Consider the following 15,682-nt stretch of genomic DNA (forward strand, 5'->3'; position numbering starts at 1 on the left):
CTGGGATGCCATCCGTGACGCCCTCCCGCAGTTCTCACCGCAGGAGTGTGCCAGCTACTTCACCGCCGCAGGATATGAACCAGAATGATCGGATTATGCTCTAGCCTGCTCGCAGGGGTGCGATAAGCAAGGCTTATCGTCGGCCCTTGAAGAGCTGGGATGCAGCAGTCCATGATTTTCCGCGGCAATTGCTTGGGCAGCGCGCCCACGGAAAGCTTTTTCAACACCTTTAAGCTCGAACTCGCCCAGTAACGCCGGTGGGTCACGCGGTAAGAGGCCGAGCGCGACGTGTTCGCCTACATCAAAGAGTATTAGAACCGGCAGCGCATCCACGCCGCCCTTGGATATAGAACCCCAGACGACACGGAGCGCGCCGCTGCATACTCCCTGTCCATCAAATCAGGGGAAGGTCATGCGTTGGTCGCCATGGAGCGATAGACGGCACTCAATCGGCGAACCGGAATGTCCGGATGGCGGGCTTGCCGAGTAGCGTGCGGTAGAGGACCACCGGGCGCTGTATGATGTCCGTACGGCGCACCACGCGATTGCCGCTCACCTCACGATAGCGGACCATCTGCTTTGCGATCCGCTTCTCCACTGGTGTGTCTGTGGAGGAGGCGAACTGGTCTGCTGCATTGCTCGCGGAGTTTCGGAACCGGACGTTGATGAAGGCTTCTTCCTCACGGCCCTCGCCGAGTTGCATCTGCGCGATGGACTTCTCCCAGTATTTCTCCATCCAGCGAACGAGAAGCCACTCCTGGAAATCGCGCCGTCGCAGCGCGAAGCGCGCCCAGGTGCGAAAGACAGCCCAGTCACGTGCGGTGAGCTGCGGGCTGCCGAAGAAGCGAGAACAGTACTGGTCGCCTCCTCGAATCTCATGATGCTGAAACGGTAAGCCAAGCAGGTCCGTTCCGACGATCTCCGCGCCCTCACGGCAGAGGCCCGCAGCGCGTAGCTGGTCGAACTTGACTTTGCCGTCCTTGTACCGTGAAGTTTTCACAGTGCGGAGCAGCGCCTCGCGCTGGTCTTCATCGAGGTCGGGGAGCTTAGCCGCTCCATTCACGAAGGCGACCATCTCGCTATCATCGGCATGCGAGATGCCGATACCGCCAATAGAGTAGGCCATAAGATGCTTGCCGGACACGGCGTTGCTGTCGCTCTTCCATCGCGCCCCCTTCGGGTCGCTGTCCTTCAGCCTGCCGTTGCTGTCTTTCTCCTCGAACGCCTCCGGGTCGCGCACGCCCCACTCGGCCACAGCGAGGGCGAGCACGAAGAGGCCCAGGGCCCGCCTACCGTCCTGGCTGTCCGGCTGCTCGGTGTAGGCCTTCACTAGTCGGCGCAGAAAATCCGTAGAGAGCGCCTCATCCTTCGCATTGTCGTCGGCGTAAGGCGACCACTGGCCTTGCACCAGGAACTCGTCGACAAGGTCTGCCCACATAATCCTGCTCCCTTAAACCAGTTTTTGTTGCACGCCAGATCATTTCGTGTTGAAATCGTAACGGACCACTTTCGGAGGGACCAGTGGTAACATTCGTGGTGACCGCCTTTCACCTTAATCTCCGGTCCGCGCCTGACCCCGACAAGAAAAACGTCATCGCCACGCTGCCGCAGGGCACGGAGGTCACAAAGGTTCGCGAGGCGGAGATGGCGGGCTGGATCGAGGTGGATACCACCATTGCCGGCCAGGCCATCCACGGCTTCCTGAACGGCGCGCATGTGGCCCCGGCGGGCACCACCTCCTTTCCGGCGGTGACCGCCGCTGCCGGCGAGCCAAAGGAAGCGGACCTGGGGCCGTCCGAGAAGGCGAAACGCAGCAGCACCGGCGCGCGCGCCAATTCCGTCGGCGAGCCCGACCGGCCGGGCCGTCCGTCGACTGAAGGGGCTGGAAAGGCCGCGGGGATCGTGAAGATTCTCGATTGGCTGGATGTCGGGGACACGGACAAGCATCTTCGCTGGAAGGGGGTGGGCGGCAAGACGTTCTGCAACGTGTATGTGTATGATGTCTGTGCGCTTGCAGGGGTCTACATCCCGAGGGTCTGGTGGACGTCCAAAGCGCTGGTGCAGCTCAGCAAGGGCGCGACCATTAAGGCTATCTACGGCGAAACAGTTATGGAGATGCGGGCTAACTACATCTTTAACTGGCTCGTTGAATACGGGGAGGACTTCGGCTGGGAGCGGGTCTTCGACCTGGACGCCTTGCAGGATGGGGCGAACGCCGGACGCATCGGCGTTGTCTGCGCGCAGCGCAAAGACATGGAGACCCCTGGCCATATCCAGATCGCCGCCCCGGAACACGGCTCCCATAAGGCGAAGCGCTCCGGCTCGAAAGTCGTGCAGCCGCTACAGAGCAATGCCGGGTCGGAAAACTTCACATTCGGCCACCTCAGCGCGAATTGGTATCAGGCATCGAAATACAAGCAGCACGGCTTCTGGCTGGCGGACGTCGGCTAGGCGAACAGCGCACCATCCTGGCCGAGCGCCTCGGCCAGGACCCGCAGCGCGGCGCGGGTGTCGTCAGGCAGCAGAATGCCCTCGCGCCGCTGCCGTTCCTCGGCGCGCGCCTCGATCTCGCCGGGGTGGAAGATTTCTTCCACCCCCTCGGCGCGCGGCACGGATTTCAGCTCGGCCACCAGCGCCTGCATCCGGGCGCAGAATTCCTCCAGTGGCAGGAAGCGCGCAATGTCGAGGGCGATCATCAGCTGCCCGGCGCCGCTGCGCCCTTCGGCCCGGTAGGGACCAACAACGCCCGCACCGAAGACGCCGCCCGGCAGCACGCCGGCCAGCACATCCATCATCACCGCGATGCCGGAGCCCTTGTGCCCGGCCATCGGCAGAATGATGCCCTCGATGGCCGCCGCCGGGTCGGTGGTGGGGCGGCCGTCGGCATCCAGCGCCCAGCCGGGCGGGATCGCCTCGCCGCGCTTCTGCGCCAGATAGACCTTGCCGCGCGCGACGCCGCTATTGGCGATGTCCAGCACCATCGGCGGCCGCCCCTGCCTCACCGGCGCCGCCCAGGACCAGGGATTGTTGCCGATTCTCTTGTCACGCCCGCCCCAGGGGGCCATGGAGGGGCTGGCAGTGGTGGTGAGGAAGCCGATGCAGCCGGCGGCGGCGATCTGCCGGGTGAAATACATCGCCGTGCCGAAATGGCCGGAATGGCGCAGCGCCACCACGCCGACGCCATGCGCTTTCGCGCGCCGCACCGCCTCGCCCACGGCGAAGCCGGCCATCACCTGGCCCATGCCGTCCTGGCCGTCGACCACGGCGATCGCCCCGGCATCGACCACCACCGTCGGGGTCGCCTCCGCCCGGCAGGCGCCGCTCTGCAGCCGGGCGACATACCAGGGCAGCCGCATCACCCCATGCGACTGGTGGCCCCAGAGATCGGCCTGCACCAGCGTGTCGGCGCAGAGCGCCGCCTCGGCCTCGCCCAGCCCGGCGCGGCGATAGCTGTCGGTGGCGAAGGCCAGCAGCGGCGCGGCGGCGATGGCAGTCATGCGGGGCGGTCCTCCGGGTGCTTTTCTGCTGGCGAGCCTGCGCGCATTCGGCTGCCCCGACAAATCCCCGGGACTCAGCGCCGCCAGCTCAGGCGCCGCGCGGACCGCGCGCCACCAGCAGGCCGAGCCCGCCCAGGATCACCACTGCCGCGGCGGCGGTCGCCAGCACCGACTGCGTCAGCACCCAGAGGCCGGCGATGATCAGCAGGGCGGCCGGCAGGTGCTTCAGCTCGCGCCAATGGCGTGGGCGCGGGCGCGGCGGTGGGGGGGCGCCCGGCACCGGCGCCTCGGGCGCGCCACCGAGCTGCTCGGGATCCTCGGGCATGGCGAGACGCATGGGCGCCGCGCCATGGAAGGCCAGCAGGCCCTCGCGCGCCTCGGCCACCATCGCCGCCGGCTCCTCGTGGAAGGCGAAGATCTCGGTTAGGTCGAGGCCCAGCCAGAGGGCCTGCAGCGCGGCCGCGCGGTCGCGCAGGGCCTGCTACCAGGCGATGAAGCGCGGGCCCCAGGGCGGCGCCTCGGCGGCGGCGCGGGCGGCGGCGGCGGCCAGCCGCGCCTCGGCCGCCGGCCAGGGCAGCCAGAGCGTCGCGGCGTCGTAGTCTTCGGGCGAGGGGTCCGCTGCCGTCAGCCGCTGCCAGCGCGCCTCCCAGCCCGCCAGATCAGCCTCCGCCAGCGCGGCATACCAGAAGGGCGCGGTGTAGTTGTTGGTGCCATAGGCCAGCTCGGCCCTGCCCTGCCCCGGCCTGGCGCCGGAGCAGAGGATCAGCGCGGCGCGGTTGCCCATGGCGGCCTCGGCTCGGTTGCGGTCACCGCCGCAGGCTCCGGCAGGGCGCCGCCAGGGGTCAAGTCACGGCTGGCTCAGGCACGGCCCGCGCGGCGCTGGCGCGGATCATGGCGTAGAGCGCCTCGGCCGCCGGGGCCAGGCTCTCGCCGCGCCGCCGCACCAGGCTGAGCGAGCGGCGGATCACCGGCGCGACCAGCGGCACCTCGACCAGGCGCGGCAGCAGCGGGCTGCCGCCAGGCAGCGCCGGCAGGATGGCGGCGGCGAGGCCCGCGGCGGCCAGGGCCATGGCGCTCGGCGTGCTCTCGACGACATAGCGGCCGCGGCCGGGCAGGCCGGCCTGGCGCAGCTGCCGCTCGATGGCGGCGCGGTTGCCGCTGCCGCCGCCGAGCGTCGCCAGGTCGTGCCCGGCGAGATCCGCCCAGGCCACCTGCGCGGCCCCGGCCAGCGGATGGTCGGGGCGACAGACCAGCACCATGGGATCGGTGGAGAGCAGCGCCTCGGCCAGGTCCGGCAGCGGCTCGCCGGCGATGTGGATGCCGAACTCGGCCTCGCCGCGCCGCACCGCCTCGGTGACCTGGGTGCCGGAGCGTTCCAGCAGCATCACCCGGTTGGCCGGGAAGCGGCGGGCGTAGTCGGCCAGCAGCTGCGGCAGCCGCTGATAGGCGACCGAGGGCATGGTGGCCAGCGTCACGTCGCCGGCCGAGAGCCGCGCCGTGGTGCGCAGCCGCTGCAGCCCCTCGGTCAGGTCGCCGACCAGCCGCTGCGCCACCGGGAAGAACTCGCGCCCGACGGCGGTCAGGCTGGTGCGCCGCGTGGTGCGGTCGAGCAGCGCCAGGCCGACATAGGCCTCCAGCCGCTGGATGCGCCGGGTCAGCCCGGTCTGGGTCAGGGCCAGCTGCTCGGCGGCGCGGCTGAAGCTGCCCAGCTCGGCGACCTTCACGAAGGCCTGGATGTCGTCCATGGGCAGATGCATGAGCGTCCCGCATCAATCGATCACATAATTGCATTATACGACGGGCGGCGGCTGCGCCAGGATGCCGCTCATTGCGCTGGCGACGGCGCCACAGAGAACAGGATCCACGCCGGATGCGCGGGACGAGGAAACGCTGGCACGCCGCCAAGGGCAGGCCATGAGCCATTCCGTGCCGCATTCCGCGGGCAGCGCGGCGCCGCGCTTGGCGGTGCCGCCGGGCGCCTGCGACGCGCATCTGCACATCATCGACGACCGCTTCCCCGGCGCTGGCCCCTCCCCCGGCATGACGCTGGCCGATTATCGCCGGCTGCAGCGGCGCCTGGGCGTCACCCGCGCCGTGCTGGTGCAGGCCAAGCACCACGGCACCGATCCTTCCTGTCTGCTGGATGCGCTGGCGCAGCTCGGCGAGGAGGGTCGTGGCATCGCGGTGCTGACGCCGGAGCAGGCGACGCCGGCGCTGCTGCGGACGCTGCATGATGCCGGGGTGCGCGGCCTGCGCTTCAGCCTGTGGAACCCGGCCGACCAGCTGGTGACGCTGGCAATGCTGCGGCCGCTGGTGGCGCGGATCGCGCCGCTCGGCTGGCATGCGCAGATCCACATGACCGGCGCGCAGATCGTCGAGGCCGAGGCGATCCTGTCCAACCTGCCCTGCCCCCTCGTCTTCGACCACATGGCGCGGCTGCCGGTGGCCGAGGGCCCCGACCATGCTGGCTTCGCCGTGGTGGCGCGGCTGCTGGCGCGCGGCGATGTCTGGGTGAAGCTGTCGGGCGCCTATCTGAACACGCGGTCGGGCCCGCCCTATGCCGATGCCGGCCGCATCGCCCGCGCCTTCCTGGCCGAGGCGCCGGACCGCATGCTCTGGGGCAGCGACTGGCCGCATGTCACCGAGCGGACGCACAAGCCCGACGACGCGCAGCTGCTCGACCTGCTGGGCGACTGGGCGGGGCAGGCCAGCGCCGCCCGCATCCTGCGCGACAATCCGGCGCAGCTCTACGGTTTCGCCTGAGGAGGGCCGCATGACCATCACCTCCCTCGCTGCCATGCGCAGCAAGCTTTTCGTCCCCGGCAGCCGGCCCGAGCTCTTTTCCAAGGCCCTGGCCTCGGCCGCCGACGCGCTGAGCTACGATCTGGAAGACGCCGTCGCCGAGGCGCGCAAGCCCGAGGCGCGGGCGGCGGTGGCGAGGACGCTGCGCGAGGCGCCGCCCGCGGCCGCCGGCAAGATCGCCATCGTCCGCGTCAATGCGCTCCGCACCGCGCATTTCGCCGAGGACATCGCCGCCATCGTCGGGCCGGGCCTCGACGTCATCAACCTGCCGATGGTCGAGAGCGCCGAGGACATCCGCGCCGCCGTCGCCGTGATTGCCGCGGCGGAAAAGGCCGCCGGGATCGGCCCGGTCGCCCTCCTGGCCAATATCGAGACGCCGAAGGGCCTGCGCCTGGCGGCGGACATCGCCACCGCCGATCCGCGCCTGGCCGGGCTGCAGATCGGCTATGGCGACCTGTTCGAGCCCTATGGCATCGCCCGCGACGAGGAATCAGCACTGCAATCGGTGCGCCTGCAGGTGCGGCTGGCCGCGGCCGAAGGCGGCATCCCCGCCTTCGACGGCGCGCTGGCCGCCATCGCCACGCCCGAGCGTTGCGGCGCCGAGGCGGAGGCCGCGCGCCGCCTGGGCTTCGCGGGAAAATCCTGCATCCATCCGAGCCAGATCGCCGTGGTCAACGCCGCCTTCCAGCCGCAGCCCAAGGCGCTGGCGCATGCCGCCCGCGTGGTCGCCGCTGCCGAGGACGCCGAGGCGCGCGGCCTTGGCGCCTATACCGTCGATGGCCAGATGGTCGACGCCCCCTTCGTCGCCAGCGCCCGCGCGCTGCTGGCGCTGGCCGCCCGCCTGGGGCTGCAGCCGCCCGCAGCCTGATCTCCTGAAGAACAAAGAAGTCCGGGAACCGAACATCATGTCCAAGTCTCTGATCGCGGCGCCGACGCGCCGCCTGCTGCTGGGCGCCGCCGCCGGCGCGCTGGCCCTGCCGGCGGTCGGCCGCGCGCAAGGATCCTGGCCGCAGCGCAGCGTCCGCGTCATCGTCCCCTTCACGCCGGGCGGCTCGAACGACGCCGTGGCCCGTCCCCTGGCCGAGCATTTCCAGCGCCGCCTGGGCCAGCCCTTCGTCGTCGAGAACCGCCCCGGCGCCGGCAGCACGCTGGGCTCGGCCGAGGTCGCCCGCTCGGCGCCCGACGGCTATACGCTGCTGGTCACCTCCTCGACCTTCTCGACCAGCGCCGCGACGCAGAAGACGCCCTATGACGCGCTCGGCGATTTCGAGGGCGTCGCGCTCTGCGCCACCGCGCCGCTGCTGGTGCTGGCCTCGAAGGACTTCCCGCCCAATACCCTGGCCGAGGCGGTGGCCTATATCCGCGCCAATCCGGGCAAGGTGGATTACGGCTCGGCCGGGCCCGGCAGCATCAACCAGCTCTCCGCGGAACTCTTCGCGCAGCGCGCCGGCGGGCTGCAGCTGGTGCATATTCCCTATCGCGGGATGGGCCCGGCGACCACCGACCTGGTCGCCGGCACCATCCAGCTGCTGTTTACCACGGTGCCCTCGGCGGCAGGCCTGGTGAAGGACCAGACGGTGAAGATCCTGGGCTGGACCTCGGAGGCGCGGCCGGCCACCGGGCCGCAGGCGCCGACGCCGAAGGAAAGCGGCCTCGACTACAGCGCCGCGATCTGGTGGGGGCTGATGGCGCGGCGCGGCACGCCAAAGGCCATCATCGACCAGCTGAACAAGGTCGCCAGCGAGGCACTGGGCGAAGGGCGCCTGGCGCAATACCTGCGCAGCGAGGGCGCCGAGCCGCAGACCCGCGACGCGGCGGCCTTCGACGGCTTCCTGCGCGAGGATGTCGGCCGCTGGAAGCAGGTGGCCGCCGCCGCCAATATCCGCATCGAATAGGATGAGCCGCATGGACCAGCCATCCCGCCTGCACCGCAAGCAGTTCGACGCCACGGCGCGCGGCCCCCTCGACGGTGTGCGCGTGCTCGACCTGGCGCGTCTCGTCGCCGGCAACACGCTCAGCATGGTGCTGGCCGACCACGGCGCCGAGGTGATCAAGGTCGAGCCGCCGGAGGGCGACACGCTGCGCGCCTGGAAGGTCAAGGGCGTCGAGACCTCCTGGAAGAGCTGGTGCCGCAACAAGAAGAGCATCTGCCTGGAGCTGCGCCATCCGGAAGCGCAGGAGGTGGTCCGCCAGCTGGCGCGCGAGGCGGGCATCCTGCTGGAGAGCTTCCGCCCCGGCGTGCTGGAGGCGATGGGCCTCGGCCCTGACGTCCTGCACGCGATCAACCCGCGCCTGGTGATCGTGCGCATCAGCGGCTGGGGCCAGGACGGGCCGTTCCGCCACAAGCCGGGCTTCGGCACGCTGGTCGAGGGCTATTCCGGCTTCGCCGCCGTCAACGGCTTCGCCGACCGCGAGCCGGTGCTGCCACCGATGTTCATGGGCGACTGCTATGCCGGCATCTATGGCGCGGCCTCGGCCACCATCGCGCTGCGCCATGCCGAGCTGACCGGCCAGGGCCAGGTCATTGATCTATCCTTGATCGACCCGATGCTGGCGGTGATGGACCCGCAGACGGCGAACTACCGGCTGACCGGGAAGACGAAGGTCAGGACGGGCAGCCGCAGCACCAACACGGCGCCGCGCAACGCCTATCGCTGCCGCGATGGCGGCTGGGTCTGTCTTTCCTCCTCGACCCAGGGCATGACCGAGAAGCTGCTGCGCTCGATCGGGCGGGAGGAGCTGATCACCGATCCGCGCTTCCGCACCAACCCGGACCGGCTGGCCAACTGGCAGGAACTCGACGCCATCATCGGCGAGTATATCGGCGCCCGCGACAAATCCGAGGTGCTGGCGCATTTCGACAAGGCCGGCGTCACCATCGGCCCGATCATGGATGCCGCCGACCTGCTGCAGGACGACTACGTCGCCGAGCGCGAGGCGCTGATCGAGCTGCCGGACGAGGACATGCCGGGCGGCTTTGTGCCGATGCACGGCATGGTGCCGCGGCTCTCGGCGACGCCGGGCGTGCTGGCGCGGCGCGCGCCGAAGCTCGGCGAGCACAATGACGAAATCCTCCGCCCGGCGCTGGGCGGGGACGAATTCTCGCGGCTCTCCGCTGCCGGCGTGATCCGCGGCTGAACAACGAATGGAATTCCAGAGAATGATCGCCAACACGCCCTTCGGCCGCCGCGGCCTGCTCGCCGGTGCCGGGCTGTCGCTGCTGCCCGCCGCCGCCCGCGCGCAGGAGAGCTGGCCGGCGCGGCCGGTGCGCATCGTCGTCAGCTACGGCGCCGGCGGCGCGGTCGACACGGTGGCGCGGCTGGTCTTCCAGCGCGTCGAGAAGAAGCTCGGCCAGCCCTTCGTCATCGAGAACCGCGCCGGCGCCGGCGGCAGCATCGCCGCCTCGGCCGTCGCCCAGTCGAAGCCGGACGGCTACAGCTTCCTGCACGATGCCAGCGGCTTCGCCATCAACCCGGCGCTGCTGCCGCGCCTGCCCTATGACCCGCTGCGCGACTTCACCCCGGTCGGCGCCATCGTCACCGTGCCGAACACCTTCCTGCTCGGCCCGGCGTGCCCGGCCAATACCATCGCCGAGCTGATCGCGCTGGCGAAGAAGTCGCCCGGCGAGCTGACCTGCGCCAGCACCGGCACCGGCTCCTCGCAGCACCTGGCGCTGGAGCTGTTCAACCGCACCGCCGATGTCGAGATCACCCACGTTCCCTATCGCGACGCCCCGGCGGCGCAGAACGACCTGCGCGCCGGCCGGATCAGCATGATCCTGTCGACCGCGACCTCGGCCCTGCCGCTGCACGGGCAGGACAGGCTGCGGGTGATCGCGCATACCGATGACACGCCGGTCGCCCGCCTGCCCGGCGTGCCCGCGGTCGCCGAGACGCTGCCGGGCTATCGCAGCCTGGAATGGCACGGGCTCTACGCCCCGGCCGGCCTGCCGCCCGCCATCGTCACGACGATGAACACGGCGCTCGGCCAGGTGCTGGCCGAGCCCGAGCTGGTCGAGCGCCTGGCCGGCATCGGCGTGCGCGCCAGCCCGATGGCCCCCGACGCCTTCGCCGCCTTCCTGCGCGGCGAGCTGGAGAAGTGGGGCAAGCTGATCAAGGAGGCCGGGATCACCATCGGCTGATCCCGGGTGGCTGATCCCGGCCGTCCTGCTCCGCCTCAGCCGGCGGGGCAGGCGGCGACGGTGACCGTCAGCCGGCTGTTGGCCAGCGAGCCGCCATAGGGGTTCATCAGCTGGATCTCGGCGGTGCCGTTGGCCGGCACGGCGCTCGGGCCGAAATTGCCCGATTTGCGCTGGCCGTCGCCCGCCAGCTCGGCCTGGCCGGAGACCCGCATCGCCGTGGTGCCGCGGTTGCGCAGCACCACGCGCACCGTGGCGCTCCAGCCGGAGCCGGCCAGATAGGCGCGGTCCACCGCCAGGCGGCAGCTGGCCGGGGTGGTGAAGGCCAGGCTGGACCCGCTCCACTGCTGGGTCTGGGCGGCGGCGGGGGTGGCGGCCAGGGTGCTCGCCAGGGCGGCGGGGGCCAGGGCCAGCAGGAGGGCGGCGTGGAGGCTGCGCATGGCAGGGTTTCCCGGGGTTCGTTGCGTCGGACTGACCAGGCCAGATTGAAGGGAACCGGTCCCCGCGTCCAGGTGAGCGCTTCTATGGCGGCGATAGGGAACCGCTATCAGCCCGCAGGATCAATGGGACAGGATCAGGGGGGCAGGATCAGTTGGGCAGCAGCGCCGCGACCGCTGCGGCGAAGCGGCCGAAGGCGGGCATCGCCTGGCCGTCCGGCGTGCCCAGGGCGAAGACGCCGATCGACAGCGGCGGCTGCAGCAGGTGCAGGGGGGCACCCGGCCGGGCGGCGGCGGTGAACTCGTCGACCACGGCATGGCCCAGCCCGCAATCCACCAGCGCCTGCGCCAGGTAGTAGGTGCGCACCTCCATCGCCGGGGCGCGCTCGCCGAGGCCGCGCGCCTCCAGGGCGGCGGCCAGGACGCGGCCCAGCGGGTCCTCACGGCCGATGCCGATCCAGCCCTGCGCCGGCAGGTCCTCCAGCCGCACCGGGCCGGCCGGCGGCGGCGCGCCGGCGGGCGGCAGGTAGACGACGCGGGCGCGGCCGAGCGGGCTGGCGCGGATGCCGGGCGGCAGGCCGGGGTCGAAGGCGATGGCGATGTCGAGGTCGCGGCGCAGCAGCTGGGCGCAGAGCTCCTCCGCGTGATGCGTGCGGATCTCCAGCATCACCTCGGGGAAGCGCGGCTGGAAGCCAGCGACGGCGCGCGGGATCAGGTTCAGGCCGAGGCTCGGGATGCAGCCGATGCGCAGCCGCCCGCCGGGATGCTCGGCCAGGTTGCCGGCGACGCGGCGCACCTGGTCCAGGCTCTGCTGGAATCGCTTGGTCTGTTCGAACAGCGCCAGGGCTTCCGGCGTCGGCCGCAGCGAGCCCTGGCGGCGCACGAAGAGAAGAAGGCCGAGATCGGCCTCGGCCCCCGCCAGCATCTTGCTGGCCGAGGGCTGGGCGATGCCCAGCGCCGCCGCCGCGCCCGACAGCGAGCCCGCCTGCATCACCGCATGGAACAGCTCGATATGGCGCAGCCGCATCGGGATGCGCGGGCGGCCCGCGCCGGTCACGCGGCCCGCGGCAGCGACGCGGCCAGGGGGGCGGCCAGGGGAACGCGGCGGTCCAGGCTGAAGGGATCGAGCGGCAGCGCGGGTGCGGCGCCCGTCGCCAGGTCGGCGACCAGGGCGGCGCTGCCGGCGGCGAAGGTGAAGCCCAACGCCCCATGGCCGGTGTTGAGCCAGAGATTGGCGAAGGGCGTGGCGCCCAGGAAGGGCTTGCTGTCCGGCGAGGCCGGGCGGGCGCCGCGCCAGGTTTCCGCCCGATCGTACTCGGCGGCCTCGGGCAGGGCCGTGCGCGCCTGGCGCTGCAGCAGGGCCAGGCGCGCCGCCTCCGTCGCCGGGGCGGCGCGGCCGAGATCGACCATGCCGGCGACGCGCAGCCGGCCACCGAGCGGCGCGAAGACGATCTTGTGGTGCAGGTCGGTGATCGACAGGCGCGGACCCTGCGCGGTGATCGGCGCGGTCAGGCTGTAGCCGCGCAGCGGATAGACCGGCAGGTCGAGGCCGAGGGGGGCCAGCAGCGCGGCGCTGCCGGTGCCGGCGGCGAGCACGAAGCCATCCGCCCCGATGGCGCCGCCTTCGGTCTCCACCGCGCGCAGGCGCCCGCCCGCGTGGCGCAGGCGGCGGGCGGGCTGGCCGGTCAGGAAGCGCACGCCGTGCCGCGAAGCGGCCAGGGTGGCGAGGCCCTCGGTGAAGCGGCGGCAGTCGCCGGTCTCTTCCGAGGGGGTGTGGATGGCCCCGGTCAGCGGCCCGCCGAAGCCGGCCAGCGCCGGCTCGAGGGCGATGCAGGCGTCGCGGTCGAGCGCCGCCTGCTCGCTGCCCAGCCGCGCCTGCAGCGCCATCTGCGCGCAGGCCACCGCGAAGGCGGCCGGGTCGCGATACAGCACCAGCTTGCCGGAGGCGGTGTGGTCGAACTCGATCGGCGCCTCGGCCAGCAGGGCGTGCAGCTGCTGGCGGCTATAGGCGCCGAGCGCCAGCAGCTCGGCGGTGGTGCGGGCGGCGCGGCTGCCGGTGCAGGCGCGCAGGAAGGCCAGGCACCAGCGCCATTGCGCGGGGCTGAGCTCGGGGCGGAAGCGCAGCGCGCCCTCGCCCTGCAGCAGCATGGCGGGCAGGTGCTTCAGCGTGTCGGGCGAGGCGAGCGGCGCCACATAGCTGTAGGAGAGCTGCGCCCCATTCGCCTGGCTGGCGCCCTGGGCCAGGCTGGACCCGGCTTCCAGCAGCGTCACCTGGCAGCCGCGGCGGGCCAGGGAATAGGCGGTGGTGACGCCGATGACGCCGCCGCCGAGGACGCAGACATGCATGGGCCGGGCTCCGAGGGGGGGGGGTGGCCGGCAGTCTGCCCGGCGCCGCATGCCGGTTCAAATGGCGAATGCGGCGCTTTCATAGCCTGGGGCTATGCGCCTGCCTGGCGCTGTGGCGCCGCCGCCACAGCGTGGCGCGAAACCATCCCGGGCTTGTTGCGACTAAGTCTCATTCGTGGAAGAAGACGGCATCGCCCGTCCCGCCAGACGCCACGAACGGATTTCCGCCATGCCGCGCCCGCTGCCCTTGCGTTCCCTCCTCCTGGCCTCGGCCGCGGCGATGGCGCTGGGGCTGCCGGCCGGCGCGCGGGCGCAGACCGCCGTGGTGCTGCCCGATGTCGATGTCCAGGCCACCGCCTGGCGCGCCTGGGAGCACACGCCGGGCTATGTGGCGCCGGTGACGACCACGGGCTCGAAGACCGACACGCCGCTGATCGAGGCGCCGCAATCGGTCGGCGTCGTCACCCGCGACCAGATCGACGACCAGGGCGCGCTCAGCGTCAGCCAGGCGCTGCGCTACACCGCCGGCGTGCTGGGCGAGGTGCGGCCCTCGGCCCGCTATGACAGCGTCTTCGTGCGCGGCTTCGGCGGCCAGGGCACCAGCGCCGCCTTCGTCAATTTCCAGGACGGGCTGCGCCAGGGCCGCGGCCTATATTTCGGCGTGCCCAACACCGATCCCTGGCTGATGGAGCGGATCGAGGTGCTGCGCGGCCCGGCCAGCGTGCTCTATGGCCAGACCGGCGCCGGCGGGCTGGTCAACCTGGTCAGCCGCCGCCCGACCGGCACGCCCACGCATGAGGTGCGGCTGGAGACCGGCAGCAACGGGCTGATGCAGACGCTGTTCGATTTCGGCGGGCCGCTGACCTCGGACGGCACCTTCAGCTATCGCCTGACCGGCATGGCGCGGAAGGCCGACACGCAATACGACGTGGCCGAGGAGGAGCGCATCGCCATCGCGCCCGCTTTGACCTGGCGGCCGGATGACAACACCAGCATCACCCTGCTGGCCTCCTACCAGAACGATCCGAAGGGCGGCTTCTACAACTTCGTGCCCGCCACCGGCACGGTGCTGGCCAACCGCAATGGAAGGCTGCCGCGCAGCTTCTTCGGCGGCGACCCGGCCTTCGACAAGTACCAGCGCGAGCAGGCCGCCATCGGCTACCAGCTGGAGCACCGGCTGGACGATACCTGGACGCTCCGGCAGAACTTCCGCTACAGCCATGTCGATGCCGAGGTGAACGTCCTCTCGATCCGCTCGGTCGGCGCCGATGGGCGGACGGGGACGCGCAGCGCCACCTATGTCTCCGACCATGCCAATGCCTATGCGCTGGACAACCAGGCCCAGGCCAGCTTCACCACCGGGGCGCTGCGGCATACCGCGCTGTTCGGCGTCGACTGGCAGCGCACCTCGGCCCGCGCACGCCAGGGGCTGGGCACCGCGCCCAGCATCGACCTCTTCGCGCCGGTCTATTGGCAGACCATCCCGGCGATCCTGACCACGCCGGCCGGGCTGACCAACCAGAACCTGGACCAGCTCGGCTTCTATGCGCAGGACCAGATCGCGCTGGGCCGCTGGCGCTTCAACCTCGGCCTGCGCTACGACCGCGCCAGCATCGGCAGCACGACGCATCTGGCCAGCGGCGCCGACAATGTCATTTCCTCGCAGGCCGACGACAAGCTGACCTGGCGCGCCGGGGCGCTCTACCTGTTCGACAACGGGTTGGCACCCTATGCCAGCTACTCGACCTCCTTCCTGCCCAATACCGGCACCCAGGCCCCGCAGCGCGGCGGCGGCACCTTCGAGCCGACCACCGGCGAGCAGTTCGAGCTCGGCATCAAGTACCAGCCGCCGGGGATGAACAGCTTCGTCCAGCTGGCCGCCTTCCAGATCACCCAGCAGAACGTGCTGACCCAGGACGCGCAGTACCTGACCTACAGCATCGCCCAGGGCGAGATCCGCTCGCGGGGCATCGAGCTGGAGGCGCGCGCCAGCCTGACCGACAGCCTCGACCTGATCGGCGCCTATGCCTACACCAACGCCGAGATCACCGAATCCAACACCACCGCGGTGAAGGGCAGCGACGTGCCGCAGGTGCCGCGCCACATGGCCAGCGGCTGGGCGAACTACCGCTTCCGCGACGGCGCGCTGCGCGGCCTCTCCATCGGCGGCGGCGTCCGCTATGTCGGCGAGACCTACGGCAACGACACCAACACCTTCAAGGTCGATGCGGTGACGCTGTTCGACGCCGCGCTGCGCTATGATTTCGGCGAGCGCTTCGAGAGCGCCCGCGGGCTGGAGCTGGCGGTGAATGCCAGCAACATCGCCGACAAGGACTATGTCGCCAGCTGCTCCACCACCACCGCCTGCTATTTCGGCAATGGCCGGATGGTGCTGGGCTCGCTGCGGGTGCGCTGGTGAGCGGCCCAGGGGGCGGCCCAGCGGGCGGCCGGCTTGCCCTGGC

At 71.1% G+C, this 15,682-nt stretch carries 15 protein-coding genes; 7 read left to right on the forward strand and 8 right to left on the reverse strand.

Annotation, left to right across the window (positions count from 1 at the left end; all coding sequences use genetic code 11):
- Positions 1-445: 445 nt before the first annotated feature.
- Complete coding sequence (locus WFI16_RS16735; protein ID WP_419898976.1) at positions 446-1,438, reverse strand: hypothetical protein; 993 nt, start codon at positions 1,436-1,438, stop codon at positions 446-448.
- Between the two features lie 98 nt (positions 1,439-1,536).
- Between WFI16_RS16735 and WFI16_RS16740 the strand changes: the two genes are divergently transcribed.
- On the forward strand, positions 1,537-2,451 hold the full coding sequence (locus WFI16_RS16740) for an SH3 domain-containing protein (protein WP_419898977.1): 915 nt from the start codon (positions 1,537-1,539) through the stop codon (positions 2,449-2,451).
- Here the strand turns inward: WFI16_RS16740 and WFI16_RS16745 are convergent.
- The 4 genes from WFI16_RS16745 to WFI16_RS16760 form a co-directional block, all read right to left on the reverse strand.
- Positions 2,448-3,497 (reverse strand): Ldh family oxidoreductase, encoded by a 1,050-nt coding sequence (locus tag WFI16_RS16745; RefSeq protein WP_419898978.1) that lies wholly within the window; start codon positions 3,495-3,497, stop codon positions 2,448-2,450. The two genes, WFI16_RS16740 and WFI16_RS16745, sit on opposite strands and share 4 nt — an antisense overlap.
- An 88-nt stretch (positions 3,498-3,585) precedes the next feature.
- Complete coding sequence (locus WFI16_RS16750; RefSeq protein WP_419898979.1) at positions 3,586-3,885, reverse strand: hypothetical protein; 300 nt, start codon at positions 3,883-3,885, stop codon at positions 3,586-3,588.
- A gap of 93 nt (positions 3,886-3,978) precedes the next feature.
- The gene (locus WFI16_RS16755) at positions 3,979-4,281 is read right to left on the reverse strand and encodes a hypothetical protein (protein WP_419898980.1); all 303 of its coding nucleotides are present in this window, start codon (positions 4,279-4,281) and stop codon (positions 3,979-3,981) included.
- A 58-nt stretch (positions 4,282-4,339) separates the two neighbouring features.
- On the reverse strand, positions 4,340-5,254 hold the full coding sequence (locus WFI16_RS16760; protein ID WP_419898981.1) for a LysR family transcriptional regulator: 915 nt from the start codon (positions 5,252-5,254) through the stop codon (positions 4,340-4,342).
- A gap of 169 nt (positions 5,255-5,423) precedes the next feature.
- Between WFI16_RS16760 and WFI16_RS16765 the strand changes: the two genes are divergently transcribed.
- Genes WFI16_RS16765 through WFI16_RS16785 form a run of 5 tightly spaced genes read left to right on the forward strand, consistent with a single transcriptional unit; the run spans position 5,424 to position 10,440 of the window.
- The gene (locus WFI16_RS16765; RefSeq protein WP_419898982.1) at positions 5,424-6,260 is read left to right on the forward strand and encodes an amidohydrolase family protein; all 837 of its coding nucleotides are present in this window, start codon (positions 5,424-5,426) and stop codon (positions 6,258-6,260) included.
- A gap of 10 nt (positions 6,261-6,270) precedes the next feature.
- Positions 6,271-7,167 carry an HpcH/HpaI aldolase/citrate lyase family protein gene (locus WFI16_RS16770; RefSeq protein WP_419898983.1) on the forward strand — a complete coding sequence of 299 codons (897 nt, stop codon included), beginning with the start codon at positions 6,271-6,273 and terminating at the stop codon, positions 7,165-7,167.
- A 37-nt stretch (positions 7,168-7,204) separates the two neighbouring features.
- Positions 7,205-8,194, forward strand: a complete 990-nt coding sequence (locus WFI16_RS16775; RefSeq protein WP_419898984.1) for a Bug family tripartite tricarboxylate transporter substrate binding protein — start codon at positions 7,205-7,207, stop codon at positions 8,192-8,194.
- A 10-nt stretch (positions 8,195-8,204) separates the two neighbouring features.
- A complete protein-coding gene (locus WFI16_RS16780; RefSeq protein ID WP_419898985.1) occupies positions 8,205-9,437 on the forward strand; it encodes a CaiB/BaiF CoA transferase family protein in 1,233 nt (410 codons plus the stop codon).
- 22 nt (positions 9,438-9,459) lie between these two features.
- Positions 9,460-10,440, forward strand: a complete 981-nt coding sequence (locus tag WFI16_RS16785; protein ID WP_419898986.1) for a Bug family tripartite tricarboxylate transporter substrate binding protein — start codon at positions 9,460-9,462, stop codon at positions 10,438-10,440.
- 35 nt (positions 10,441-10,475) lie between these two features.
- Here the strand turns inward: WFI16_RS16785 and WFI16_RS16790 are convergent, their stop codons facing one another.
- The 3 genes from WFI16_RS16790 to WFI16_RS16800 form a co-directional block, all read right to left on the reverse strand.
- Complete coding sequence (locus WFI16_RS16790) at positions 10,476-10,877, reverse strand: hypothetical protein (RefSeq protein ID WP_419898987.1); 402 nt, start codon at positions 10,875-10,877, stop codon at positions 10,476-10,478.
- A gap of 148 nt (positions 10,878-11,025) precedes the next feature.
- Positions 11,026-11,931, reverse strand: coding sequence for a LysR family transcriptional regulator (locus WFI16_RS16795; RefSeq protein WP_419898988.1), 906 nt, complete (start codon positions 11,929-11,931; stop codon positions 11,026-11,028).
- Positions 11,928-13,220, reverse strand: a complete 1,293-nt coding sequence (locus tag WFI16_RS16800) for a D-amino acid dehydrogenase (protein WP_419898989.1) — start codon at positions 13,218-13,220, stop codon at positions 11,928-11,930. The genes WFI16_RS16795 and WFI16_RS16800 overlap by 4 nt, the downstream gene beginning before the upstream one ends.
- A gap of 229 nt (positions 13,221-13,449) precedes the next feature.
- Here WFI16_RS16800 and WFI16_RS16805 point away from each other — a divergent pair, with 229 nt between their 5' ends.
- Entirely contained in the window at positions 13,450-15,639 is a 2,190-nt protein-coding gene (locus WFI16_RS16805; RefSeq protein WP_419898990.1) for a TonB-dependent siderophore receptor, read from the forward strand.
- Positions 15,640-15,682: the final 43 nt, after the last annotated feature.

Source organism: Roseomonas sp. USHLN139, from assembly GCF_037145735.1.
Lineage (GTDB): Bacteria > Pseudomonadota > Alphaproteobacteria > Acetobacterales > Acetobacteraceae > Pseudoroseomonas.